The sequence below is a fragment of the Blastococcus sp. TF02A-30 genome (genome assembly GCF_003319185.1).
GTDB lineage: Bacteria > Actinomycetota > Actinomycetes > Mycobacteriales > Geodermatophilaceae > Blastococcus.
Window position 1 is genome coordinate 137,762 of the sequence record NZ_QOHJ01000002.1, and the last position, 24,843, is coordinate 162,604.

At 69.3% G+C, this 24,843-nt stretch carries 17 protein-coding genes and 1 pseudogene; 7 read left to right on the forward strand and 11 right to left on the reverse strand.

The features are described 5' to 3' along the window. Positions 1-139: 139 nt before the first annotated feature. Positions 140-1,534: a DUF4407 domain-containing protein gene (locus DQ241_RS05000; RefSeq protein WP_233492217.1), complete on the forward strand. Its 1,395-nt coding sequence runs from the start codon at positions 140-142 to the stop codon at positions 1,532-1,534. A 7-nt stretch (positions 1,535-1,541) separates the two neighbouring features. Here the strand turns inward: DQ241_RS05000 and DQ241_RS05005 are convergent, their stop codons facing one another. Then, a complete protein-coding gene (locus tag DQ241_RS05005; protein ID WP_113829081.1) occupies positions 1,542-1,916 on the reverse strand; it encodes a hypothetical protein in 375 nt (124 codons plus the stop codon). A gap of 215 nt (positions 1,917-2,131) precedes the next feature. Here DQ241_RS05005 and DQ241_RS20815 point away from each other — a divergent pair, with 215 nt between their 5' ends. The 3 genes from DQ241_RS20815 (at position 2,132) to DQ241_RS05020 (ending at position 4,096) form a co-directional block, all read left to right on the forward strand. Then, positions 2,132-2,713 carry an excalibur calcium-binding domain-containing protein gene (locus DQ241_RS20815; protein ID WP_233492218.1) on the forward strand — a complete coding sequence of 194 codons (582 nt, stop codon included), beginning with the start codon at positions 2,132-2,134 and terminating at the stop codon, positions 2,711-2,713. Positions 2,714-2,918: 205 nt separating this feature from the next. Beyond that, positions 2,919-3,665: an enoyl-CoA hydratase/isomerase family protein gene (locus DQ241_RS05015; protein WP_113829082.1), complete on the forward strand. Its 747-nt coding sequence runs from the start codon at positions 2,919-2,921 to the stop codon at positions 3,663-3,665. 227 nt (positions 3,666-3,892) lie between these two features. Continuing rightward, positions 3,893-4,096, forward strand: coding sequence for a hypothetical protein (locus DQ241_RS05020; protein WP_147252328.1), 204 nt, complete (start codon positions 3,893-3,895; stop codon positions 4,094-4,096). A 62-nt stretch (positions 4,097-4,158) separates the two neighbouring features. Here DQ241_RS05020 and DQ241_RS05025 read toward each other — a convergent pair whose 3' ends face one another. Further along, positions 4,159-4,779, reverse strand: coding sequence for an antibiotic biosynthesis monooxygenase (locus DQ241_RS05025; RefSeq protein WP_113829084.1), 621 nt, complete (start codon positions 4,777-4,779; stop codon positions 4,159-4,161). Positions 4,780-4,929: 150 nt separating this feature from the next. Between DQ241_RS05025 and DQ241_RS21260 the strand changes: the two are divergent. Both DQ241_RS21260 and DQ241_RS21265 read left to right on the forward strand, forming a co-directional pair. After that, a pseudogene (locus DQ241_RS21260) lies at positions 4,930-5,253 on the forward strand (enoyl-CoA hydratase/isomerase family protein); the annotation flags it as partial. Positions 5,254-5,341: 88 nt separating this feature from the next. After that, complete coding sequence (locus DQ241_RS21265) at positions 5,342-5,737, forward strand: enoyl-CoA hydratase/isomerase family protein (RefSeq protein WP_255410957.1); 396 nt, start codon at positions 5,342-5,344, stop codon at positions 5,735-5,737. 25 nt (positions 5,738-5,762) lie between these two features. On the opposite strand, the gene DQ241_RS05035 is transcribed toward DQ241_RS21265, so the two are convergent. From DQ241_RS05035 to DQ241_RS05045, 3 genes are all read right to left on the reverse strand, one after another. Beyond that, on the reverse strand, positions 5,763-6,206 hold the full coding sequence (locus tag DQ241_RS05035) for a hypothetical protein (RefSeq protein ID WP_113829085.1): 444 nt from the start codon (positions 6,204-6,206) through the stop codon (positions 5,763-5,765). Positions 6,207-6,287: 81 nt separating this feature from the next. After that, positions 6,288-8,192 carry a DUF262 domain-containing protein gene (locus DQ241_RS05040; RefSeq protein WP_113829086.1) on the reverse strand — a complete coding sequence of 635 codons (1,905 nt, stop codon included), beginning with the start codon at positions 8,190-8,192 and terminating at the stop codon, positions 6,288-6,290. Positions 8,193-8,215: 23 nt separating this feature from the next. Next, positions 8,216-9,127 (reverse strand): HNH endonuclease, encoded by a 912-nt coding sequence (locus tag DQ241_RS05045; RefSeq protein WP_113829087.1) that lies wholly within the window; start codon positions 9,125-9,127, stop codon positions 8,216-8,218. 137 nt (positions 9,128-9,264) lie between these two features. Here DQ241_RS05045 and DQ241_RS05050 point away from each other — a divergent pair, with 137 nt between their 5' ends. After that, positions 9,265-10,428, forward strand: coding sequence for a DNA cytosine methyltransferase (locus tag DQ241_RS05050; protein ID WP_199584095.1), 1,164 nt, complete (start codon positions 9,265-9,267; stop codon positions 10,426-10,428). Here the strand turns inward: DQ241_RS05050 and DQ241_RS05055 are convergent. From DQ241_RS05055 to drmD, 6 genes are read right to left on the reverse strand one after another with little or no spacing between them, the layout of a single operon-like run. Then, the gene (locus tag DQ241_RS05055) at positions 10,371-10,868 is read right to left on the reverse strand and encodes a very short patch repair endonuclease (RefSeq protein WP_255410965.1); all 498 of its coding nucleotides are present in this window, start codon (positions 10,866-10,868) and stop codon (positions 10,371-10,373) included. The two genes, DQ241_RS05050 and DQ241_RS05055, sit on opposite strands and share 58 nt — an antisense overlap. A 56-nt stretch (positions 10,869-10,924) precedes the next feature. Then, a complete protein-coding gene (gene drmC, locus DQ241_RS05060) occupies positions 10,925-11,638 on the reverse strand; it encodes a DISARM system phospholipase D-like protein DrmC (RefSeq protein WP_113829089.1) in 714 nt (237 codons plus the stop codon). Beyond that, positions 11,635-13,737 carry a DUF1998 domain-containing protein gene (drmB, locus tag DQ241_RS05065; RefSeq protein ID WP_199584096.1) on the reverse strand — a complete coding sequence of 701 codons (2,103 nt, stop codon included), beginning with the start codon at positions 13,735-13,737 and terminating at the stop codon, positions 11,635-11,637. Before drmB ends, drmC begins: the two co-directional genes overlap by 4 nt. Continuing rightward, positions 13,734-17,399, reverse strand: a complete 3,666-nt coding sequence (gene drmA / locus DQ241_RS05070; RefSeq protein ID WP_113829432.1) for a DISARM system helicase DrmA — start codon at positions 17,397-17,399, stop codon at positions 13,734-13,736. The genes drmB and drmA overlap by 4 nt, the downstream gene beginning before the upstream one ends. Beyond that, positions 17,399-21,340, reverse strand: a complete 3,942-nt coding sequence (locus tag DQ241_RS05075; protein WP_113829090.1) for an SAM-dependent DNA methyltransferase — start codon at positions 21,338-21,340, stop codon at positions 17,399-17,401. The genes drmA and DQ241_RS05075 overlap by 1 nt, the downstream gene beginning before the upstream one ends. After that, positions 21,337-24,732 (reverse strand): DISARM system SNF2-like helicase DrmD, encoded by a 3,396-nt coding sequence (gene drmD / locus DQ241_RS05080; RefSeq protein ID WP_113829091.1) that lies wholly within the window; start codon positions 24,730-24,732, stop codon positions 21,337-21,339. The genes DQ241_RS05075 and drmD overlap by 4 nt, the downstream gene beginning before the upstream one ends. Positions 24,733-24,843 lie beyond the last annotated feature (111 nt).

Here is a 24,843-nt window from a genome sequence, read left to right on the forward strand (position 1 = left end):
CCCGGGGGCGGGCGCCCTACCTGCGAGGTCGCGGTTCCGTTGGCGCCTCGCCCCGCCGATAACGGTTCGGTAGGCGGCGGAGGCTCTCTATCCCGCCACCTGAGGGGGTAGCTGCGGGATGGCGCGACGACGTGGGCGGATGAGCGGGTGGCTGGCCGGGTTGGCCGGCGCGCGCTCGGACGTGCTGGAGGTGGCGCCCGGTGCTCGGGCGCGGTTCGTCGCGCTGGGCGGTGTGCTGCTCTCCACCGGCGGGCTGGCGGTGCTGTCGGCGGCGTTCGCCGTGCACATGGCCCTCGGCGTCTGGTGGCCGTTCTCGCTGCTGCTCGGCCTCGGCTGGGGCGCGGTGATCGTCAACCTCGACCGGATGCTGCTGGTCGGGATGGCGCACGACTCGTCGCTCAAGCGGAACCTGCTGATGGCGGTGCCGCGGGTGGGTCTGGCCCTCGTGCTGGGCATCGTGATCTCGACGCCGCTGACGCTGCAGATCTTCCACAAGGAGATCGACACCGAGATCGTCGCGCTGCAGGCGGAGAACTCGGACAAGTACTCGCGCGCCCTGGACGCCGACGCCCGGTTCGCCGGCCTGCCGGAGCTGCAGGAGAAGGTGCTGGCGGAGCGCGCCGTCGTCGCCTCGGGTGGCGAGTCGTCGTCGGACCTGGCCGTGCTGCAGGGCCAGGTGGCCAACGCGCAGGCGGCCTACGACGCGGCGGTCGCGCGGCAGCGCGAGCTGGACGCCAAGGCGCAGTGCGAGCTTGACGGCTCCTGCGGCACCGGTGACGCCGGCACGGGGGAGGCCTACCGGCAGGCGCGGGCCGCGGCCGACGCGCAGCTGGCCGTCGTCGCGGCGGCGCAGGCCGACCTGGACGCGGCGCGGGACGGTGTCTCGGGTGGTGCGTCGCGGGCCATGTCGCAGGCGGCTGCCGCGCTGGAGACCGACGAGGCGGAGCTGGAGCGGCTGACCACGCAGAAGGCCGAGCTGCAGGCGGCCTTCGACGCCACCAACTCGGACAACACCGGCATCCTCATCCGGCTGCAGGCGCTGTCGTCCCTGTCGGAGTCGAACGCGACGATGGCGATCGCCCACTACATGCTCGCGCTGCTGTTCATCGCGGTGGAGCTGCTTCCGGTGCTGATGAAGATGCTGCTCAACTTCGGCCCGCGCTCGACCTACGACCGGCTGGCCGAGCTGCGCGACGACGGCGACCTCTCGGTGGAGGAGCTGCAGCAGTCGGCACGGATCGAGGTCGAGCAGGCGCAGCAGGAGCTGCTGGTGATGGCGGAGAAGGAGCGCGTCGACCGGCAGAAGGAGCAGGTGCTGGAGCGCCGCCGGGCGCGGCTGCAGGCCGCGGCCCAGCGCCAGGTGCAGCGGTCGGCCGCGCCGGTCGAGCCGCGGGCGCCGATCGAGGACGACGAGGCCGCCGAGCGGCGCATGTGGGACACCGGTCCGCTGTTCGAGCTGGCCCGCAAGACGGCAACCCGCACCGTCCGCTCGATCCGTCGCCGTTCCGACGAGCGCGTCCCCGAGTCGGTCTGACGCCGCGCTACCGCGACTCCTCGGCGTTCAGGTAGGTGCAGCGGAACCGCGCCTGCGCCATGCCCTCGGTGAACCGCGCCTCCCAGGCCGGGTCCTTGGCGGGGAACTCCTCGAGGACGCGCGCCTCCAGCACGACGGGGTGCCCGTCAAGGCCGATGTAGGTGCGGCGCACGAGGATCCGGGTCCGGCCGTCGACCTCGTCGTGGCCGGGAAGCCAGCGGGCCTGCGCGATGGCCGCGGCGACGTCCGCCCGCTCGCGTGCCGGCAGGTGGGGCGCCGCCGGACTCCCGGCGCGGAGGGCGGTCACCACCGACGTCGCGACGAACCAGCACAGCAGGCCGACCACGCCGATGAGCAGGAGCTCGACCACCACGATGACCATGAGCCACGCTAGTTCTCCGTGGTGCTCCCCGGCGAGTGCCCTGACCCGCCATCCCTCAGCGCCTCAACGACCGGGTGGCGGAACCGGGCGATCCGATGATCCGACCTCAACGGCCCCGTTCTGCCCCGCGCGCCCCAGGCACCTCCGCCGTGACCCCGCTGGGGGTGCGAGGTAGCGACACTTCGCCGTACCACTACGGGGAATGAGGAACGATCGTGCCTGACACCAGCGTCATGCCGGGGATGCCCGCACCGATGCCGCCCGCTGCCGAGAAGAAGCCCAAGAAGTGGCTCGTCTGGGCCGTCCCGCTGCTCGCCTTCGTCATCGGCGTGGGTGCCGGAAGCGCGGGTCAGGACGAGAAGGACGTCGAGGCGACGCCCGCGTTCATGTCCCTGCGCAGCGAGCTGACCGAGTCACAGGAAGAGGCCAACGACCTCGCGGACCAGGTCGCGGAGGCCGAGAAGCGGATCGCGGAGGCGACGGCGGCCGGAGAGGCGCAGCTCGCCGCACGGTCGGCGGAGCTCGAAGCGCAGGCCGCTGCTCTCGCCGAGCGGGAGGCGCAGGTCGTCGCCGCCGAAGCAGCAGCGCAAGCGGCCGCCTCGTCGTCGGCGGCCGCGGTCGCCCCCAAGCCCGCCCCACGGGCCGCGCCCGTCCCGGCAGCGCCGGCTCCCCAGGCCAGCACCTACTACGACAACTGCACCGCGGCCCGGAACGCCGGTGCCGCTCCGGTGCGCGCCGGTCAGCCCGGCTACGGCCGGCACCTGGACCGCGACGGCGACGGCGTCGGCTGCGAGTAGTCCTCCGCGGCCTGGTGCTCAGCCCGGTGTCTGTCGTACTCGACGGACACCGGGCTGAGCGGTTCCTCCGGCCGTCCATGGCGGGCCGTTGAGCCAGGCAGCTCGCGCCCGGCCGCCCGAGCCGCCGTCGCGGCCGCATGGTCTGATGCCAGTCGGGTGATCGGTCCGACATCGGAGTCGGTTCGAACGACAGAGAGGTGGGCTCGTGGCCGGTTCCGGTGAGGTGCTGCTCGAGGTGGACGGCGGCGTCGCGATCGTGACGCTGAACGCGCCGGACCGGCGCAACGCGCTGACCCCGGGGATGGCCGACGAGCTGATCGCCACCTTCGACGAGGTGGACGCCAAGCCGGAGATCGGCGCGCTCGTCGTCCGCGCGGTGGGCAAGTCGTTCTGCGCGGGTGGTGACATCGCGACGCTGACCGACGCCGGCAAGGACCCGGCAGCGCCCGACGCCTTCGAGGGCATGGGCAAGATCTACGACTCCTTCTACCGGCTCGGCCAGGTGAAGGTGCCCACGGTGGCCGCGGTGCGCGGCTCGGCGGTCGGCGCCGGCATGAACATGCTGCTGGCCGCGGACCTGCGGATCGTCGCGAAGGACGCCCGGCTGCTGGCCGGCTTCCTCAAGCGCGGCATGCACCCCGGTGGCGGGCACTTCGTCATCCTGTCCCGGCTGATCGGCCGGGAGGCCGCGGCTGCGATGGCGCTGTTCGGCGAGGAGATCAACGGCGACCAGGCCGTCGAGCTCGGCCTGGCTTGGGAGGCGCTGGACGACGCCGCCGTCGAGGACCGCGCCATCGAGCTGGCCGGCCGCGTCGCCAAGGACCCGGAGTTGGCGCGGATCGCCGTCGGCAACTTCCGCAGGGAGGTCGTCAACGGCGCGATCCCGTGGGACGTCGCGATGCAGTCGGAGCGCCCGGCGCAGATGTGGTCGATGCGCCGATCGGCGAGCTGAGCCGGGGCGCGCCGGTCGTCCGGATACCGGGCTGCGGCGCCGTCGTCACCTACGGTTGGTGCTGCGTCCTTCCCCGTCTCCCGGCGCACTCCCGGCAGTTCCCGGTCCTCCGCGACCGTGCGTCTGCCGTGCCCGGGTGACGACGCCACCGGCCCGGTGAGGACGCCGAAGTAGGTCGTCCGCACGTAGGGAGCTGCACAGCGTTGTCCGGTCTGCCGTCCAGCGGGATGCCCCGCGCGATGTCCACCGGCAACCTGATGGCCGACTGCGAGCGGTGGTGCCGCGACAACCTGCCGCGCCGGGTGGAGCAGCGCCAGGAGACGACGACGCTGCGGGTCGTGCCGCCGCTGGCCGAGCCGGCGCCGCGCCGTCCGGTCTTCCGGCCGGGCCCGGGGTGGCCGGGCGTCGAGGTCGCGCGCACCGGCAGCTGACCTCCGCTCACGCCGCGCCCCGAGGGCCGGCGCGGTCTGCGGCCGCGCCGGCCGGCATCCCCTCAGGCCATCTCGGGGACGCGCAGGTGGTGGATCGCCAGCTCGAACTCGGCGATGTCCATGACCTCGGAACCCAGCTGCTGGGTGAACTGCTCGCGCATCCCTCGCACGCTCTGGGCGGAGTTCTCCAGAGCCGCACGGTCGTCGTACGTGGCGGTCAGGACGCCCATGCCGGTCTGCCGGTCTCCCATCATGCTGACGCTGCAGAAGCCCGGGATCTCGTCGAGGCGCGGGATGAGCCCGGTGCGGAAGGTCTCGGTCGCCTCGTCCATGCGGGCGCCGTCGCCGCGGGTCCAGGTGACGCGACAACACGCGCCCTCCGGTGCCTGGTGGGCCCGGTGCAGCAGGGCGATCTCCCACTCCTGGACCTCGAAGCTGCCGCCCATCACGTCGGTGGCCCGTTCGCGCATCGGCATCACCGCGTCCCTGCTGGCGCTCATCGACTCCTCGGAGTCCCAGCTCGTCGTGACGATGCACCGGCCGGAGTCGCGGTCGCAGAGCATGGACAGCCCCATGCAGCCGGGCATGCTCTGCACCGCGGGCATGACCTCGTCGCGGATGTGGGCGATGCCGTCGTCGATGCGCTGCGGGTCGGCGTGGACGGTGGTGGATCGGGCGTACATGCCGCCCTCCTCTCGGGATGGCGGGCGACGCCCCGGCGGCGTCGCCGCCCTGCCGATGGTGCTCGCGTCGGCGGCTGGCGAACAGACCGCCGTGCGTGGGTCGGAGCTACGGAACCGGCCGGTGTGAGGGACGGACCCGGCCGTGGTCTGATGCCTGACGGGTTGTCGTGGGCCGGCGTCGGGGTCGGTCTTTTCCTGCTGAGAGGTGGGCTCGTGGCCGGTTCCGGTGAGGTGCTGCTCGAGGTCGACGGTGCCGTCGCGATCGTGACGCTGAACGCGCCGGATCGGCGCAATGCGCTAACCCCCGAGATGGCCTCGGAGCTCATCGCGACGTTCGACGAGGTGGACGCCCGACCGGAGGTCGGCGCGCTGGTCGTGCGGGCGGTGTGGAAATCGTTCTGCGCCGGCGGCGACATTGCGACGCTGACGGCGGCCGGCAAGGACCCGGCGGCGCCGGATGCCTACGACGGCATGGGGAAGATCTACGACTCCTTCTACCGACTCGGGCAGGTGAGGGTGTCGACGATCGCCGCGGCTGCGCGGCTCGGCGGTCGGCGCCGGCATGAACATGCTGGCGGCGGACCTGCGAATCGTCGCGAAGGACGCCCGCCTGCTCGCCGGCTTCCTGAAGCGCGGCATGCACCCCGGCGGCGGGCACTTCGTCATCCTGTCCCGACTGATTGGCCGCGAGGCCGCCGCCGCGATGGCGCTGTTCGGCGAGGAGATCAACGGCGGGAAGGCCGTCGAGCTCGGCTTGGCCTGGGAGGCGTTGGACGACGCCGCCGTCGAGGACCGCGTCCGCGAGCTCGCCGCCCGCGTCGCCACCAACCCCGAGCTGGCGCGCATTGCCGTCGGTGACTTCCGCAAGGAGGTCGTCAACGGCGCGATCCCGTGCGACGTCGCGATGCAGTGGGAGCGGCCAACACAGATGTGGAGCATGCGGCGTGCGGCTGGCTGAACGGCGAGTCGTGGAGGTCGATGCCTCACTCCGGCGACTGAGCGGTGCCTTCGAAGTCTCGGATGGCGTCGATGAGTGGCGTCAGTCGAAGCGATCCCTGATCGGATCGCTGGTAGTCGCGTTCCAGTGATTTGGCGTGCGCTTCGAAGCGCTTTGCCTCCTTGAGGATCGCGCGATCGGTGACGAGAAGCCTCACCGCCGCAACGACTTCCGTCAGCTGGTCCACCTCTCGCCCGAAGATCTCGTGCGCCTTCTCGGTGTCCGGTCCTCGCTCGATATCGACGAGCGCACGTTGGACCCGGCGTCCGGTCTTCACGACGTCCACCAGGACGGCGTGCTGTTCCTGCCGGACGCGCGCTCGTTGTTCGCGCAGATGTTTGTGCTGCTCGCTCCTCCAGCTGAATGCCTGCTGCATCCCGACACCGGTGAGGGCAGCGCCGCCACCGATCAGCGCATCGAACCATGACATGTCGTGGCTTCTCCTCGTGGTGTTGTTCTCGACGCAGGCAGTGCCCGGTCGCCGCAGCCGCCTCGACGCCTGGTCCGAGGCTCAAGGGGCCTTGGGCGACAGCGAGGGAGGCCCGGGCCACACCTGGCACAGGGCGCGCGCCAGTTGCTCCGAGCGTCCTGCTATGTCCGTTTCGGTCCAAGCACGAGGGTGGTTCTCGACGATGTCCTTGCTCAGGGCCAGGAGGCTGAACTTGCTGACGAGGGAGCGCTTGCCCACGCCCTTGAGGTCGCCGGTGGCTTTGACGAGAGCCGCGGTTTCCTCGTCGGTCCACGGTCGGTTGGAGAGGGTGCCGTTCAATCCGGAAGTGACCAAGGTCAGGTTGCCGATCGTGTTGACCAGGCGATCCCGTTCTGCAGCCGCTTCCAGCGACAACTTGGGATTGCTGTCCCAGTAGGCCCGCCAGCCTTGCGGCATGACGTGCTCGACCTGGAGATCGGCCGGCAAAGTGATGTCCTCGTGCAGGCCACTGCGCAGCTGCTTTTCCAGAGCCTCGAGCACGACCCGCAGGCGCGCCTGGCGGACGTTGCCGTAGAGCTTCACCTGGGGGAGCACGGCGACGACATCGGCGTCAGTGGGCCAGGACCGAGCATCCGAGTTCTGGATGGCCAGATACGCCTCGACGATGTCCCCGACCTTCTCCGGGGCGACATCGTCAAGAGTGCTCAAGATGGCGACCATGAAGCGATTGACGTCCTTCATCGTGCGGCGCAGGAGAGTTCGCCGGACAACCCAGCTCTCCAGGGCGGCCAGAGCTTTGGAAACCTGGTCGGACGGGATGGCGTGGTTCTCCGAGAGCATCCACAGCAGGACTGGCGTGGTGGAAGCGAGTTCGAGAGCTTCCACGACGCGCCTGTAGAAGCGCCCACCTACCGAATCCGTCGACTGCTGACCGAAGCCGCGGAAGGTGTTCGCGTCCCGTCGTAGCTCGCCGAGCAGCTTCTCCGCGGCCGCGGCGTCGGGCATGCGAGGTCGTGCGTAGTTCGTGAATTCGCGGAACACCTGCTCGGTGACGACCTCGTCCCGCGTGCGCATCGTGAGCCAGTACTGCAGAAAGATGTCGATCCGCGATCGATTGTGCCGGCCTTGAGAGATCTCCTCGCGCCACCAGGCGTCGTCGAAGTCGACCCAGAAGCGCTCCGGCCAGGTCTCCACATCGGCGTGCACCTGCTCTCCGACCTGGAAGACCCAGTTCTTGACCAGGTCAGCCTTGAGGAGCGGCGTGCCGCGATCGTTCAACGTCTCGAAGATGACCTGGTCGTCGTCCTGGGCCGTCAGGTTGATCGCGACGAGGAACAGGCGCGTCTGCATGACATCGGCGAGCGCGCGGACGCGTGCCTTCTCGTCGCCGACCTCTATCTCGCCTTCGGGCACCACGCCCGCCAGCCAGTCGTGGACCTCACCTCGGAAGAACTGGTGTGCTTCGACGATGAGGTGGTCGTCCCCCGCCCAGACTCCGTGGTCGTCCGACATTGCGTATTCGAAGGCGGCGCGATCCGAGCGAGCTGGCCAGAGCTTGAAGCGCTCAGGCTTTCCTGCGAAGCGATTCGCCTTGTTGAGGATCAACTCCTCGAGCGCCTCGGCCTCGTCCTCGTGTCCTCGGGCGGACACCGCCGCGTTCACGGCGTCGAGCAGGATCTGCAGCGTGGTCGTTCGCTGCTGACCGTCGATGACCGAGTGGCGGGTGACGTCCCCTGCGATCGCCGACTTGGCTTTGAAGACCACTGCTCCGAGGAAGTGGCCTCCCGCCCGTTCTGCAGCTTCGTCATCGTCCGCCGCGCGGACCACGTCTTCCGCGACGCGACGGACGTCGGCCCAGAGCGGTGCCCACTGGTCTTCCTCGGTCCAGACGTACGGACGTTGGAAGACGGGAATCTCGTAGTGGACGGTGCCGCCGAACAGCTCGCGGGGGTTCAGGGCGTCAGCCTTCACGATCTCGGACTCCATGACGTCGTAGGAGCAAGCACGGGTCAAGCGGCCCTGAACTGCGCGTAGCGCTGCATCAGGCGGTCGGTGTCGGGTCGATCGGCCCGACGCGTTGGAATCTGCAGCAGGGGTCGGCCGTGGTGCTCCTGGAGCCCATGGCGGAGCATCGGTCCGTCGATCTCCTCCAGCAGGCGGTGGTGGATCTCGACCGTGTAGTCCGGTCGGATTCCGAGGATGTTTCGGTCGTAGGCGGCATGGTGGAGCTTGCAGAGCGCCAAGCCGTTGGTGACCACCGCGGCGCCCTCGGGATCGGAGTCGGGAATGATGTGCGCGGCGTCCAGCAGCTCTCGATGGCTCAGCGAGCAGACGGCGCAGCGAGTGTCGTAGGCGACCATCACCTGACTGGCGAAGACCGGCTGGTGAAGGCGTCGACGGGTCATCGTCACCAGGTACTTCCGCAGGGTCTCCTCGACCCGGCTCCCGGGACTGATCTGCCGCTGCTCCTCGGTCAGGGCCATGACGAACTGCGATTGGTCGGGCTCCTCGGCGATCAGGTAGACGGGGAAGATCGCATGGAACAGCCCTGGCCGGATGCCGTAGAACCACATCAGCGGCGCGTGCTCGAGCATGGCGCGCCGGAGCCCCTCGTTCTCGGAGGCCCCGCGCTGGTCCCGCCTCAGCTTGTACCGGTGGAGCCCGTCGGGCCCCTCCGAGTCGTCATAGGGCCGCGACGGTGCGCCCTCGGGCGCGGCAGTGAGGATGCTGAGAGCCGCTGACCATCCCCTGGGACGTCGGATGCCACGCCCGGCGTCGACCAGGGGAAAGCGATCTCCGCCGATGCGGAAGTCGTCTCGCAGCTGCGCGCGGCTTACGGGGATGGTGCCGTCGAGGGTGACGCTGCTCAACCAGTCCAGAGCTGCTGCCCTGATGAACTGCTCCGATACGGCTCCGGTCACGCTCGGAGCCTGTACCGAACGCGCTCGTCCAGCAACGAGGAGCGCCGGAGCGGATGCCGGGATGGTGGCGAAGGACGCTCTCGGCCGAGTGCGCCGGACCTGAGCGCGCCGTGCTTGTTGTGGGAGGCTTCTGCACCGTGACGCACTCGATCCTCGGTCTCTTCGCCGGGATCGGTGGGATGGAGCTCGGGCTTCAGCAGGCGGGCGTCGACGAGCCGTCGGCGCTGTACGAATGGTGGGAGCCGGCTAGGACGGTGCTCGGGCAGCACTTCGCGGATGCTGATCTGAACGGCGACGTCCTCGGGCTGCAGAACCTGCGCGACGCCACCATCGTGACCGCCGGGTTCCCGTGCACGGACCTTTCGCAGGCTGGCCGCACATCGGGTCTGGAAGGCCTCGCATCCGGGCTCATCCGGCACGTGCTCCAGCTGCTGACGACGTCGCATCCGCAGTGGGTGCTGATCGAGAACGTGCCGAACATGCTCCGTCTGGGGCGGGGCGCGGCCATCCGGGAGATCACGGCATCGCTGGAGTCCGCTGGCTATGACTGGGCATACCGCACGATCGACTCTCGGTCGTTCGGGCTGCCGCAGCGACGAAAGCGCGTGTACCTGCTCGCCTCTGCCGTTCACGAACCAGCAGCCGTGCTGTTTCGCGAAGACTCGCCTTCCCAGGACTCGGACGGGGCCGCGCGCGGCGCCTGGCGGAACAGCGCGGAGGGCTTCTACTCGACCGAAGGCAATCGCGGGATCGGACGAGCGATCGACGCGGTGCCAACTCTCAAGGGGTCGACGACGGTGAGCATCCCCAGTCCTCCGGCGATCTGGGTGCCCGATAACGAGCCCGGGTGGCGCATCGTGCGCCCCTCGATCGAAGCGGGCGAGGTGCTGCAGGGCTTCCCGCCTGGCTGGACCGAGAACGCCCCGATCCGGGACCGTTGGAAGCTCGTGGGCAACGCCGTGAGCGTGCCGGTCGCCCAGTGGATCGGCGAGGGCCTGCTTGCCGCTTCCACCCCGAACTTCGACGGGGTCGAGAAGGCGCCACACCCCGTGGATGGCGTCTGGCCGGCGGCTGCTTGCCATGTCGACGGCAAGACCTGGGACGTCGAAGTCTCTGAGTGGCCGCGTCCGTCGGAAGAGGTCTACAGGCACCTCGTGGATGTGCTGAGGCAGCACGGGCAGGAGCCGCTGTCCCACAGGGCGACGAAGGGGTTTCGAGACCGACTTCGCCGCAGCAGTCTGCGCTACTCGGGTGACTTCATGGGGGCGTTGGACGAGCACGTGGAGCTCACGGCGCCCTGACCGGCAGCGATGCCCTCCAAGGCTTCGACGATCCGCATGACGACGTCGCCAGGTGGCTCGTGTTCCCAGAAGCGCAGGACGGTCCAGGCCAACTCCCTGAGCTGAGCGGTCACATCGGCGTCCCTGGCTTGGTTGGTGGCGATCTTCTCCGCCCACCAGGCCGCGTTGGCCTTGGGCGACGTCGCGTGGAGCGGACACCCGTGCCAGAAGCAACCGTCGATGAAGACGGCCAACCGCGCTCGGGTGAAGGCGATGTCGATCGTCCGTCGGCGCTGCCCCGGCACCGGCCAGGCCACCCGGTAGCGGAGTCCGGCCGCGTGCAGGAGACGTCGGACCGCCATCTCGGGCCCGTTGTCGCGCTTCTTGACCACGCCCATGCGCCGCGACATCTCGGCACTGGAGGACCCGGGATGCGGGCCGGGCTGGGGCGTCCTCGCCATCACGTCCAGAGCGTTCCACGGCGACGCTCGAGCCGTCGCGGCGTCCACAATCCAGATCAGGCGAAGTAGTCCACCAGGAACTCGCTCTCACGCAGCTGGTCGAGGTGCGCCTTGATCGACGAGGCAACCGCGGCGTCGCGCAGCAGAACGCCGCACTCGAGGTTCGTCTCTGCCGCTGCGGAGGAGAAGTTCGCGCTGGTCACCAGCGCCGCGAGGCCGTCGATCATCACGATCTTGGCGTGCTGCACCGCGTACTCGCCCATCTCGGGTGGGCTCATCGTCCAGATGCGCGCGCCGGCCAGCTTCCCGGCGAGCGCCGTGGCCGTCTGTGCCTGTCTCGCCCGGTCGACGACGAGGGTGACGGCGACACCGCGGCCCACGGCCTCTCGGAGCGCCGCCACGTACGACGACCCCATGGTCGCCGAGTAGGTGGCGGCGTAGACGTAGGACTGCGCCTCGTTGATCAGCTGCGACACGGCGAGGGTCGTGTGGCCTTCGCTGTGCGGGAGGCTCGGGGACGTCCACACCAGTTGCGGTCGGGCGGCGCAGGGAACGCCGCTCAGCGCCCACAGCACAGTCGTCAGGGCGCGGACGTCGCCCCCGAGGTCGGCGAGGACGGCGTGGAGGAGTTCCAGCACGCGCTCCCGACGATCCCCGTGGACGCTCCTGACGGCCTGGTGGAGCAGTCCGTGGCCGAGAGCGGGGGAACCGCCGATCCGTTTGGCCTCGTCCTTGGTCAGGAAGGCGCCGAGCTCGGCGGCGGCAGTCATCCGCCGTCCTCCTCGCACAGCGAGGCGAACAGTCCGGGCGTCCAGATGCTCGGGTCGGCGACCAGGTCGAGGACCATCCGGCGGTCGAGGAACCGGTTCGTCCGCTCGCAGCTGGTCTCGCTGACGAACAGGCAGAAGTGGCAGGCCGCGCCGTGCAGGAAGTCGTCCTTGCCGCGGGGTGCTCGGTGCGAGCAGATCGGGTCCGACGAGCAGCGGGTGCCGCGGCGGAGGGCGTCGACCACGACCTTCTGCAGCTTCCCCGGCTTGGCCAGCTCGACGAGTCCACCGAGCGTGCCTTCGCTGTCCGATGACGTGGTGCTGATGAGCAGCCCAGCCGCCGGCGGGACGTCGTCGTCGCCGGGCCAGGCGAAGATGCGTTCGGTCAGGCTGGCCGAGCCGTAGCCGCTGGACATCGCCATCTCGCGGATGAGCAGGTGCGAGAGCGTGTGGATCGCCCAGTAGCGCGGCGAAGGGAAGCGGCCGTCCGGATCGATCTCGGCCGCGGTCTTGCTGGTGCGGCGCAGGAAGTTGAGCTGGTGCGCCTCCTTGTAGCGCTGCCAGACCGGACGCTCCAGCACGTCGGCTTCCCAAGCGGCGACGCGGGCCTCGTCGAACTGGATGAATACACCCTCCCCGCGGTCCTCGGTGGCCGGCACCCACGACGGCTGGCCGTTGCGGGTGATCGGAGCGACGCGGTCGGAGGCGTCGTCGATCCGGTCGAATGCGTCGATCCGGGTGAACCCGATGAAGGCATTGACCTTCTTGAGCCGCTCGACGGCGACGACGCCGGTGACGAGCGGCTCCAGCTCGGCAGCCACGTCGCGAGACGCGGCCTTGAAGTCCGGGGAGCCGCTGTACTTGGTGAACTTCGACGGGTCGCTGAGCACGATCCACTCGGGAGCCAGCAGAGTCCGCGGGTCGCGTCGGGCGGCCACCTGCTCGCTGTCGTCCACGGTCGTCGATTGCCCGGTCGCGAGCTGGAAAGCCTCCCAGAGGACGGCGTTGTCGACGTCGTCGAGGCCCGAGAGACCATTCACCCCGGCGAGCAGCTTGAGGGAGTCCATGCCTTCGGGCCCGTGGATGGCTTCCAGCACCTTCCTGGGCAGGGAGGCGATGGCCGGGGCCAGCTCGGACGCCGACGCCTCGTCCTCCCGCGGCAGGGACAACGCACTCACCGTGTTCGAGAACCACTGGTTGGCGGCGCCGAGCAGCATCAGCCGACCCTGTTCCTTGCACGGGAAGAACGCATCGAGGTGCGGATGCCTACCTCGGCAGCGCGGCAGCTTCGTGTCGGCGCCACGGGCCGTCGCCTCGAGCATGCCGCGCTGCTTCTTGCATGCCTGGCAGATGAGTTGGACGTCCGGACCGATGTTGCTCTTCCACTCCCGCATGCGCAGCCGCGGCTTGGCTGCGGCCTCGCAGCTCTCGCCGCGGTGCACCCACGCGACGTACGGGAACTCGTCGAGGTGCCCCTTCTGGCAGGCGATGAGGTAGCGCGCCGGAACGGCAGTGCGCGGCCGCGCCTTCCGCTGCTTGGCCCCACCTTCGACCCAGCCCCGGCAGTCGGGGTGCAAGAACTCCGCCTGGTCAGGTCGGTACGGGTTCGTGTTCCGGTACTCGAAGGCGCCATCCGACACCCGGCCCAGCAGGCCACACCCAGTGCACCGCAGCCACTGCGGGAAGACGCGCCCCGGGATGCCCAGGTCGATCGCCGAGTCCTTCTGGCCGATCTCGGCGGACGCCCACGGGGGCTTGCGCAGCTCGTGCACGGTCTTGCCCAGGTGCGCCTGGACGACCTGGAGCAGCCGGGGCTCGACGATCGTCTCCGGAGGGGTGGGTCGACGGCGGTAGATGCGCTCCCAGTCGTCGAGCCCGTGCGGCATGACCGACAGGTGCGGGAGGTCGACCGTCGAGCCGATGCCCTGGGTGTAGAGCAGAGCGGAGGGCCGGACGGCGCCGACCTTCGCCCGGTTCTTCGGCTTGTTGGCCTCGACGTCGGCGATCGGGTCGAGCTCCTGCTCGACGGTGGCCACCGCCCCCTCGGGGCCGTCGGGGGAGGGTGGGGAGACCTCGGTCGGGTCGTCCCACACGGCGGTCATGCGTCCTCCTCGACGGGGGGCTGGAAGCTCCAACTCGGAGCGTCGACGGGCTCCTTGGCGGCGAGATGGCTCGGGCTCGGGCTGACCAACAGGTTGATCTCCGGCTGCACCTCGCGCATCGAGTTGGCGACGACGAACACCTTCTCGGAAGCCGTGGTGGTCCGGACCTCCGGGCTGATCAGCAACGGGCTGGTGACCTGGGTCTTGTCGGTCGACCGCTCGTAGACGAGGCCGCCGCCCTCCTCGATCGCACGTCCCAGCCAGCGGTCCTTGCGCTGGATCAGTTTGGCCCGGACGCGCTCGTCGAAGTCGGGCTCCGTGTACGCACGCGCTGCCCGCTCGGTGAGCCGCTCGATGATCTCGTCCAAGCGCTGTGCGCCGTCGACGATCCGGCCGGCGCCGAGTTCGGGGGACAGCGACTTGGGCCGGCCGACGTCCATCACCCGGGCCGCACTCACGAGCACACCCATGAGCCCCCGCTCGAGCGCGGCCTCGGAGAAGGGAGTCACGCTGAGCGCCTCCACCTGGGCGTAGAACGTCTCGTGGTAGTGCCGGAACTGCTCGAAGTGCGCCATGTCCCGCGGCCTCGACCAGTTGGCCAGCGACACCACGAGACCTGGCTTCTTCCTGTCGCGTCCGACGCGAGACGAGGCCTGGATGTACTCGGCGGTGTTCTTGGGCTGGCCCACGACGAGCATCAGACCCAGACGTGGGACGTCGACACCGACCTGCAACATCGACGTCGCCAGGACGAAGTCGTACGGCCGCTGGTCGTAGCCGCCCTTCACTTTGCCGTCCTGCATGGCCTTGGCGAAGGCGGCCTTGCCGTTCGTGCTCCACCGGTTCGGGTCGAACTCGAGGGAGAGCTTGTCCAGCGTGGCCCCGATCTCCGACGACGAGATCCGCGAGGTCAGTTCGCCGATCGCCAGGCGGGAGAAGTCCGTGGTGCGGCGTGGGAACGGTTCGGTCCTTCCCGACACACGGGTGGTGACGTCGTCGTCGAGATAGCGACGCATGCCGGCGAGCTCTCGGGTCGCGCTGAAGTACGCGACCGTGGTCATGTACGGGTCCGCTTGTTCCTTGTGTTCGTCGAGCAGCTTCTGCCCGGCGAGCAGGAGCACCTCGGCGATGCGGATCTCGGCGAGCGTGAGCCGGATGCCGTGTGCGCAGACGCCGAGATACTTCCGTCCCGGGTCGTCCTCGGTGACCTCCAGCTCTCTCGAGAAGAATGTCTGCCGGACGTCGAGCACCTGCGGCGGGAAGACGTCGACGCCTCGCCCGTACAGGTTGCGGACCTGGTCCTCGGCCTTCCGGACCGTCGCCGTGGAGGCCACGATCAGCGGGCGGACGGCGTCGCCGTCCCGGGACCAGGAGCAGAGCACGTCGACGACGTTCTCGAAGACGCCGACCGCGGTGCCGAGCGCTCCGGTGATGAGGTGCAGCTCGTCCTGGATGATCAGGTCCGGCGGGCGGAGGCGTGACACGGGCTCGACGTCGACGGGCGGGTAGGTGACGCCGCCCTTCGAGACGGCGATGTGCTTCTGGCCCTTGCAGGAGTCGCCGCGCGCGTCGGGGTGGCGGTAGCCGTGGCGGGGGCAGCGCTCCGCGACGTAGCCGAAGAGGCTCGCCGCCTCGCCCTCCCGCGCCAGCCGGGCGAACTTGTCGACGGTGGCGAGGAGGAACGTCGGCGGGTGCCGGTAGATCTCCTCGTCGACGGTGAGGATGGGCAGGCCCTCGTCGTCGGGGCCCCGGGTAGAGAACTGGCACTCCTCGTCGCGGTCGCCGCAGTGGACGTGGATCCGTTGAGTGGTGGCCACGGCGTCGACGTCGCGCTTCGGGTCGATAGGCGTCCCGCACCAGGGGCAGCGCTTGATCTGCAGCACGGTGAGGCCGTGCGCCCTCCCGTCTTCGGACTTGGCCAGCTTCACCTGTGCCTCAGCCTCGGCGTAGCGCTTGGGGCTGACGCTGCTGCCGACCCACAGCCCGATGCGGAAGGGCTCGGTTCCCCAGGTCGCCTCGTCCTCCCGGCGGATCAGTTCCGCCGCGCAGACGAGCGCCGCTGCGCGCTGGAATTGCTGGGAGGTCAGCAGGCGGAGGGTGTAGCGCATGAGGACGGCGACTCCGTCGCCGCCGTCCAGCTCGCCGTCCTCCCCCTGGAGGACTCCCTGGAGACGTCGGATCGCGAAGGCGAAAGCTGCCAGGCCGAGGTAGGCCTCGGTCTTGCCGCCACCAGTGGGGAAGAAGAGCAGTTCGACCCTGGAGTCCTCGCCGCTCCGGTACGGATCAGTCGGATCCACCAGCGCCGGCAGCTGCATGAGGATGAAGGCGAGCTGGAACGGCCGCCACGAGGCGGCCTTGTCGCCCTTGGCCTCCACCTCGGCCAGCGCCTGCTTGACGGTGACGCCGGCCTTGGCCGCTCGTGCGGCGGCGACCTGGGAGCGGATGCGCTGGTCGCGCATGGCTCGGTTCATGAACCGGAAGGCCGCTAGCGTGTCCGGGTCGCGCTCCAGCAGCCGCAACCCGGCCTCCAGCCTGGCGGCCGCGACTCGTGCCTCGCCGATCGCCTCGGACGCGGTCTGCGTCAGGTGGTCGGGGAGGGCTGCGGCGGCCTGCTCCTGGTCCTCCTTGAGCCACGTCGCGTAGCCGGCGATCATCGGCTCGAGCGCCTGGCGGACGTCGCCGGCGTCGATTTCGGCGAGAACGCGCATCGAGGTGACGGTGTCACCGGCGGCGCCAGCGACGGTCTGCGGGACGTCGGCCGTCGGCAGCCAGGTCGTCTCGACCTTGCGGGCGCGACGAGTCTCCGGGACCTCGTCCCAGTCGACGGAGCAGGTGCGACCGACCGCGTACTCGAGCCTGTGCTTGTACTGCAGGTCGAGGCGACGTCGCTCCTCGTCGGGCTCCCGGTAGCCGGGTTCGAGGACGTCGCGGCTCGGCAGGAAGCACGCCGACCCGTCCTTCGCGGTGACGGTCAACTTGGTCTGGAACAGCCAGTCGCCGGGGGGAGCGTCGGTGCCGGTGACTCGGTCGTTGCTGAGCGCTAGTTCGACGATCAGGCGATCGTCCAGGCGGAAGACCTCGACCCGGAGGCTGACGTCCTGCTCCAGCTCGAGGACCTCGTTGCGACGTGCGGTCGTACCCGCGAGGTCTAGTTGCTTCGGGACCTCGACAGGCGTCCGCAGGAACCAGGTCCGGTTGCGGCCGGTCTCCTCGTTGAGGCGTTGAAAGCTTTCGTAGCGGCCCCAGGACGCCGTAACGACGAGCGTGCTGACGTCCACGGGAACCTGGAACCGCAGCCCCATGGATGAGGGATGGGTCAGAGCGCCTTTCGGCCCGGTGTCCTCTTCGTCGTCGGAATCCGCGGTCGCCACGTCCTCGTCCGTTGGAACGGGGACGCCAGGTTGAGCGGCATGTTGCGGGTCCGCGTCGCTGATCGCCTGCACCGGAGCGCCATCGACTCCCTGGCTCTCCGCCTCGTCCGCATCAAGTTGGAGGCGAGCGAGCGCCGGGTCGATGGTGACGGGTGCGAGTCCCCCGACGGCGTACATGGCTCGAGGGCTCGCCGGGATCTCTTCATCCCGCTCACCGCGAGGACCGAGCAGCTCATCGTGGATTAGCCTGGCGAATTGGCCCCGCACGAGAGCCGACGGTCCAGTGGCCATCACGATTGCCTTCCTTGTTGCGCGACAGACTGGCCCTCAGCAAGGGCGATTCTGTGGTTCTCCTCGAGAAGTCGGCGCAAGAGTTCCTGCCTCGTGAGTGAATCAACGGAGAAGCGCGTCAGATTGTTATGGTCCACCACGCTGTAAGACGGGCTCATATCAGTCCAGCCGAAGGTGCTCATAATGCTTCGATCTAGTTCGACGTACGCCTGACGAAGCTCGTCAATCTCGTCACTGACGGTCGTGGCGCTATTGAACTCGTTCATTACAGGTCGAAGGCCCCCTCGTCGTTCCACGGTCGCCGCCAAGAGATCTCGGAAGTCGGTGACGCCGACCGAGTCCTCAAGGCCCGAACGCCAGGGAAACGTCGCGGTGATGCGGCGTGGTGCATAACTGGGGTCATCGCGTAGAGTTCCACCGAAACGCAAAACCCAATGGTAGTGCAGACTCGAGGCAAGCTGGCCGTAAATGCTCAGGCTGGCCGTCGGGTATACAACGACCCCCATGTCGAAGCGCCCACCGGCGGGTACGTACAGAGGCATCAGCAGATTACTTGTCCGCGGGAAGGCGATCGCCTTGTCGAGGCCCGCAAGCCGTTGGTAGAGCGAATCGGCGGCACTTTCGAAGTCCCACCAGCGCTCGCGCAATCGAGCCTTGACACTGGGGCGCGCGCGCCACGGAAGCTGGTGTTCGCGAAGGTGCTCCCACAGGGGCTGGTACCGCTGAGCTTGCTCTTGGCTCAATCCGTGGAGGTCGATGATGTATTCGCTTGGTTCCTGCGCAGAGCCAGTCGATAGGTCCTCTGCCCTCACGAACGGAAGGAGTCTTGATGGAATGCCGTCTTCGCTCAGCCATTGCTTAGCCACAGGAGTCGCGATGCGAAAGCCGTTGCCGTTCGGATATGTTCCGATGAATGACAACACGCCGAGCGACTTTAGCGCAAAGGGCTCCTCGATTGTGGATGTGTAGTCGTCGTCTTTATTCTTCCAAAGCCACAGGGTCAGGACCGAAACCGATGCACTGCGGGATCCCCAGTCGAACGTTGGCGACATGCCCAGCATCCGCGCCCGCCTGGGAACCAGCCGGGCCAGGCCCACCTTCCTGGTCATGGCCTGATCTATCGCATTCGTAGCCACGAAGCCCAAGGTGCCGGAGTGGCGTAGGAGTGAGAATGCTCGCAGCAAGAAGTAGGCGACTAGATTGGCGTCACCCTTTTCGCCGTTGGCAACCTGTGCCGAGAGGTAATTCCGAAGATTCTGCCCGTAGCTGCTCGTAATCTTCTTGCTATGGAGAAAGGGAGGATTGCCGACAATCGCGTCAAAGCCGTCGTGTTCGAATAGGACGTCGGGGGCTTCCAGGATCCAGTGGAGCGGTTCCCAGCGCTCGTAGTCGGTGGGAACGGTCGGGGTGAGACCCTCCTCGATGATCCAGTTGAGGGCGGTGGTGTCGCCGGAGGTGTCATCGGCGGGGAAGGCGCGTATGAGGGCGCCTTCGAGCGCTGTCAAGGCGTCGTCGAGTGCGGTGCCGGCTTTGCCGCCGAGGCGGAGCGCGGTGGCGACGATGCCGTCGGCAATCAACCGCAGCTTCTCGGTTACCTGCTCGGACTGGTCGAGCAAGCGTCGCTTGCCGTTACGGGTGCGGTGAGGATCGTCCTCGTCGACGGTGGTGGCGAGTTGGTGCCGGATCCGGATGACCTCATGCAGCACTGCCTCCGCGTCGACGAAGGCGTTGAGCTGGCCCTTTGACTTCTTCGTGTCCGGTGCGATGTGCAGGTAGCGCAGCTGGTCGAGGGTGGTGAGGCCGAGCAGCGAGTTGCCGTGGAAGACCTTGTCGTCGACGAACGAGAACGGCTTGGTCGGGTCGAGGGAGACCAGCCAGAGGGAGAGCTTGCACATCTCGACGGCCATGCCGTTGATGTCGGCGCCGTAGAGGCAGTGGGCGATGACGTCGCGGATGGCACGCGTGCGCAGCCCCAAGTCGACCCGGTCGCCGTCGACGATGGCTTCGGCGGTCCAGGCCTCGACCAGCCGGTCGGCGAGGTAGCGGGCAGCGGCGACGAGGAAGGCTCCGGAGCCGGCGGCGATGTCGGCCACCTTGAGATCGAGGATCGCCGAGCTCGACTTGAGCCGCCAGGCGTTCTCGTCGTTGGTCTGCAGCGGCCCCGGTTCGTAGACCAGCGGCTGCAGGGCGTGGAGGACGACCTCCTCGGCGAGCGAGCGGGGCGTGTAGTGGGCGCCGGCGTTCTTCCGGGACGGGGTCTCGGAGACCACCAGCCCGCCGCGCGGGACGACGTAGGGCAGGTCGCGCAGGTCGCGGCGGATGAGGTTGCCCCAGGACACCAGCGCGGGCAGCAGCTCGGGGTCGTCGCCGGCGATCGGCTTGAGGAGGCGGTTCATCTCCGCCTCGTCGATGTCCGTGTCGTGCAGCTTGGCCAGCTTCGCCACGGAGACGAGCTTCGCCGCCGGCTGGGTCTGCTTGACCCAGTCGGATAGCTTCGCGGCGAAGTCCTTGGCGCCCCTCGATTCCTCGTAGATCTCGGCCAGGGTGTCGAGGTCGATCTCGGGTTCCTCGCCATCCTTGCCGACCAGTCCGAGCACGACCTCGGCGTCGACCTCACGGCAGGTGTAGCCGAGCAGGCCCTCGTAGATGTAGCCGATCTGCTCGACGTCGACGTCCCGGAACGAGATCCGCCGTGCCTGGCCGCCGACCTTGGCCACCTGGACCGACTCGAGCACGTGCAGCATCACCCGGTCGGACACCCGTAGGCGCAGTTCGCCGTCGGGGCGCTCGGCGGTCAGCCACGGGAACCGCTGGGGGTCGAACAGCGAACCGCCGTAGGCCGGCATCCGGACCTCGTCGAAGTTTGCCCCGCCGTAGAGCGCGGCGCTCACCGCGAGCAGCCGGTGCCAGACGTCGGTGGAGTGATCGAGGTTCTCCTCGCCCTCCCGCTGCGCCCGGGTCTGGAGGCCGTCGAGCAGGTCGCTGATCCCGTACGCGGCCCGGTAGAGCTCCGGGGTGGGCAGCATCCCGCGCTCCTCGGCGAAGAGCAGGAACACCACCCGCATCATCACCGTGACCGCGGCCTGGTAGATCTCGTCCGGGTCCTCGCACAGCGGGTCGTCGAGCCCCTTGCCCCGCGCGGACAGTCGCGCCTCGGAGAACGCCTGGACCAGCAGCTCGACGGACTTGCGGACCTGGACGCCGAGCGCCTCGGTGATCTCCTCGGTCTCGAGCACGCTGCGCTCGAAGAGCCGCGGGAGCCGACGCTCAGGGTTCGCGTGCCGCAGCGTCGACGCGCTGACCAGCGTCAGGAATGCGTCACGCAGCCGGGGCTCCTCGCGCCAGCTCAGTGCATCCACCACGCCCCACCCAGTCGTCGTGCCATCGCCGGCCCAGACCAGCGCCCACCAGCGGCCGTCGGTCACCACACCGACCGCGACGCCGGCCCTGCGCAGCAGCGCGGCCATCCGGTCGACCTCGCTCGCCGACCACCCGTCGACGCCCGCGGCGTGCAGGCTGTCCGTCGGCGGCACCACTCGCAGCAGACACGCAAGCTCGCCGTCCCGCCCCCGCAGGGCGCCGTCCGGGCGAACCGCGATCGTCTCGCCCGGCGACCGGACCACCAGGTCCTCCGGCAGCTCGACCGGTGCGACCCCGTGCCCCTCCCACTCTGCGAGGAGGTCGAGCACTACGTCCACCCAGGAGCGCGCCACGGCGGCGTACTGCTCGGACGACCCGTTCCGGGAGCGGTCGAAGGCCTGCTCCCAAGCGGCGTGGCTCTCCTTGAACTTGACCAGTCGGTCGTCGACGTCGCTCAGTGGCTCCATCCCGTTGGGCCACATGTCCTTGAGGACCGGCAGGGACAGGAACGGGCCGTCGGTCTCGACCTGCGCCAACCAGTCCTGGTGCAGCTGCGCTGCGCTCGGCGGACGACGCCTCATCGGACCGCCACCCCCCGCTCGGCGTCGGCGGGGCTGATCGCGAAGAGGACCGCGGCAGGGAAGGGCCACGGCTTCACGTCCTGATAGCGGGTCTCCACCGCCTCCCGTTCGCGACGGCGCTCGTCGTCGAGCTCGTCGAGCCTGGCGCGCATCTGCCGCAGGTCCCGCTCCGACTGGTGCTGCTCGACGTCGAACAACATCGCCTCCGCTTCCTGCTCGAGCTTCTCGGCCGCGGCAATGGACTCGCGGAGCGTGCCGGCGAAGCGGGTGAAGATGGCGTCCACTCGGCCGAGGTCCTCCTCGCGCCGCTTCGCCAGCCGGTCCTCGACCTCCCGCGTCCGCCGCTCGACCCGGACCCGGATGGCGTCCTCGACACGGGACCGGAGGCCTGTTGCGTCGTCGTCCCAGGCCGTGGCGAGGTCGCGCGCGACCTCCTCTGGCGCGGCGGTCAGCTCATCGCCGTCCAACGCCCGGGCCAGCAACTCCTCGGCCCGCTCGACTCCGACCTGCTGCCGTCGGGCCAGCCGCGTGCCGGCCAGGAAGACCTCCTCGTGCAGCCGGATGCCGCCCCGACCGACCAGGACGAGCCGGACGACCGCGGCGGCGAAGGACTCGTCGAGCCCGGGGACCACGACGGCGCTGACCCGGTTCAGGTCGGTCTCCCCGCCCCACAGGGCCGACCGGAGGAGACGGGTGGACCGCTGGAGCAGCGGGTGGCCCAGGTGGGCGTGGACGACGTCCGTGGTGGCGCGGGCGACGCCCTGGTCGAACGTGATGGGCCGCAGGCGGTCCGGCTCCAGTCGGCTGGCCAGGCCCCGGGTGACCGGTTCCCAGGAGCGCGCGAGGGACGGCAGCTCGAAGACCTCGGCGCCGCCGTCCTCCACCTGGCTGGGGATGAGTCGAGGCTGCATGTCGAGGTCCAGGGCGGTCTCGACCACGCGCCGGAGGTTCATCGGCCGCAGGTGCAGGCTCTCCCGGTCCTCCTCCAGCTGGGTCTCAAGCGCGGTCAGCTCGGCGTTCACCTGCCGCTGCCCCAGCAGCATCTCGTTGATCGCCCGGTCGCCCTCGGGGGCCTGCTCGCTCGACCTCGGGGTGAGGGCGGCACCGGTGAGCTGTCGCTGGATGTCGGGCGCGATGATCTCGTTCGCCGACCCGAGGTCCAGCTCGACCCGGGCGATCTTCGTCGCGACCCGAGCGAGGAAGTCGACGTCCGACGCCAGGCCGGAGCGGCCCGCCACCGGCGTGAAGTGCCGGATATCGGGCTGGTGGTCCTGGCCGTACCGGTCGACCCGGCCGATCCGCTGCTCGAGCCGGTTCGGGTTGAACGGGATGTCGTAGTTGAACAGTCGGTGGCAGTTGGCCTGCAGGTCGATGCCCTCGCCGGCGGCGTCGGTGGCGAGCAGGATGCGGACCTTGGTCTTGCTCGGCGGCTCGTTGAACTGTGCGCGCGTGATCTCCCGCTGCTCGGGGTCGGTGCCGCCGTCGATGACCGCGATCCGGTCGGCGTCGTAGTCGTGCTGGAGCAGGTTGTCCCTGACCCAGTACAGGGTGTCGACGTACTCGGTGAAGACGACGATCCGCTCGTCGAGCCAGAGGTCGCCGGCGAGCAGCACGCCGTCGAGGTGGCGGACCAGGGCCGCCAGACGGGAGTCGACCGTGCCGTCGAACTCGTGCCCCCACTCGCTGAGCCACCGGAGGTCCGCGATGTCCTCGTCGGTCAGTGGCGGGAGCTTTCGTCGCGTGTTGGCGAGGGTCAGCAGCTCGGTCTGGTCGGACTTCCCTTCCTCGAGGTCGTCTGCGTCGACGCCCAGGACGTCGTCATAGTCGCCGGTCAGTTCGGCGTCCACACCGCGGAGCCGCGTCTCCAGGTAGACGTCGACCGTGCGGGCGAAGGCGACGGGGGAGGAGAAGAAGCGCTTCTTCAGCAGGAGCGTCGCCATGTCGCGGGCTTGCTTGGCTGCGCCGTCGCCCGTGGCCACCGCCTTGTCGCGCCGGTTCGTGAAGGCGAGGAGGCGCTCGTAGGCATCCTCCTCGGCGGGCGTGGGCTGGAACGGCAGCGCGGTGACCTGGCGCTCCTGGAAGCCCTTCGCCTCCTTCAGGTCGCGCTTCAGCCGGCGGACCGCGACCTCGCGCAGCGCCGAACGGTCGATGTGCGAGCCGCGCACGAAGCGCTGCGGATCGACCATCTCCAGCAGGGCGGTGAACGACTCGACGTAGCCGTTGTGCGGAGTGGCGCTGAGGAACAGGCGGTGCTCGCACTTCTCGGCCAGCTCGCGGACGGCGTGCGTGCGCCGCGAGTCGACGGCATAGCCGCGCCGGGTGATGTTCAGCTTGTCGACCCGCTGCGGGCTCGAAGGGGCGACGTGGTGCGCCTCGTCCACGATCAAGATGTCGTAGGCGAACCGGCGGGCGCCCTCTCGCCTCGCCGTCTGCGCGTACACGTCGCGGAGGAGGCGCTGGGCGCGCTGCCCCGGCAGCCACGACATCGAGACGATGATGCGCGGGAAGAGCGTGAACGGGTTGGCGTGCAGACCGTGGCTGCGACGGACCTCGCGCATCGTCTCCGAGTTGATGATCGTGAAGTCGAGCCCGAACTTCTCGAGCATCTCGTCCTGCCACTTCAGGGCCAGACCGGCGGGGCAGACGATGATCGCGGTGCGGGCGCGGTGGCGGAGGAAGAGCTCCTGGGCGACGAGCCCCGCCTCGATGGTCTTGCCGAGACCCACGTCGTCGGCGAGCAGGAGGTTGGCGCGGGTCTCCCGGAGCGCGCGGCGCAGCGGCTCGAGCTGGTAGGCCTCGACGTTGGCGCCGCTGCGGAAAGGCGCCTGGACGACCTGGGAGTCGGCGGAAGTGATCGCGCCCCAGCGGAGGGCGTCGATGAAGGCGGCAAGCCGGCTGGGGTCGTCGAAGCGGCCGGGGTCGATCGCGGTCGGCAGGCCGAGCTCCGGTCGCAGTGAGCGCCCCTGCTCGAGCTCCCAGACGACCTGCAACTCCTCGCCGAGCCGGTCTTCTTCGAGAGATTGGAGCGTGACCGCGTGCTGCAGGCCGGTGGTGGCGTCGTCAGCACCGCTCCGGGGGAGACCCTGCACCCGGACGTCGGTGACCGCCCAGGTGGCGCCGCGGACTCGTGCGATCTGACCGATTTCGGGGACGGAGCGGGTGTCCGCGCTGGACGTTCCCCTTCCCGAGGTGGTTCGGATCTCGCTCGCCTGCGCTGCCGTCACGAGCGGGACAGTAGTTCCGAGACGTAGATGCGTCGCCCCTCGTCGGTGGTACGTGTGTCGGAGGGGTTCGAGGTGCGGGTGTGGCGGGTGGATCTCCGGAACCAACTGTCCCGGCTGTGACGGTCTGCCACTTTCGGACCAGTCGACCCGGCGTCCCCGGTTCCCCACGTCTTCGCGCTCTACGCTCCGCCACTGACGTCAACCAGATACGGGGAGTTCCAGAATGTCCGCACGTCGTGAAGAGCCGACCGCCGAGGACGCTGGCCTCGTCAAGGCCGG

Bases quoted from the DNA above. Each gene is read 5' to 3' on its own strand.
- DQ241_RS05055 (WP_255410965.1), bottom strand. From the start codon at position 10,868: ATGGCGAGGACGCCCCAGCCCGGCCCGCATCCCGGGTCCTCCAGTGCC.
- DQ241_RS05075 (WP_113829090.1), bottom strand. From the start codon at position 21,340: ATGAGGCGTCGTCCGCCGAGCGCAGCGCAGCTGCACCAGGACTGGTTG.
- DQ241_RS05000 (WP_233492217.1), top strand. From the start codon at position 140: ATGAGCGGGTGGCTGGCCGGGTTGGCCGGCGCGCGCTCGGACGTGCTG.
- DQ241_RS05025 (WP_113829084.1), bottom strand. From the start codon at position 4,779: ATGTACGCCCGATCCACCACCGTCCACGCCGACCCGCAGCGCATCGAC.
- drmA (WP_113829432.1), bottom strand. From the start codon at position 17,399: ATGGCCACTGGACCGTCGGCTCTCGTGCGGGGCCAATTCGCCAGGCTA.
- DQ241_RS05005 (WP_113829081.1), bottom strand. From the start codon at position 1,916: ATGGTCATCGTGGTGGTCGAGCTCCTGCTCATCGGCGTGGTCGGCCTG.
- DQ241_RS05040 (WP_113829086.1), bottom strand. From the start codon at position 8,192: ATGGAGTCCGAGATCGTGAAGGCTGACGCCCTGAACCCCCGCGAGCTG.
- DQ241_RS21265 (WP_255410957.1), top strand. From the start codon at position 5,342: ATGAACATGCTGGCGGCGGACCTGCGAATCGTCGCGAAGGACGCCCGC.
- DQ241_RS05035 (WP_113829085.1), bottom strand. From the start codon at position 6,206: ATGTCATGGTTCGATGCGCTGATCGGTGGCGGCGCTGCCCTCACCGGT.
- drmC (WP_113829089.1), bottom strand. From the start codon at position 11,638: ATGACTGCCGCCGCCGAGCTCGGCGCCTTCCTGACCAAGGACGAGGCC.
- DQ241_RS05020 (WP_147252328.1), top strand. From the start codon at position 3,893: ATGCCCCGCGCGATGTCCACCGGCAACCTGATGGCCGACTGCGAGCGG.
- drmB (WP_199584096.1), bottom strand. From the start codon at position 13,737: ATGACCGCCGTGTGGGACGACCCGACCGAGGTCTCCCCACCCTCCCCC.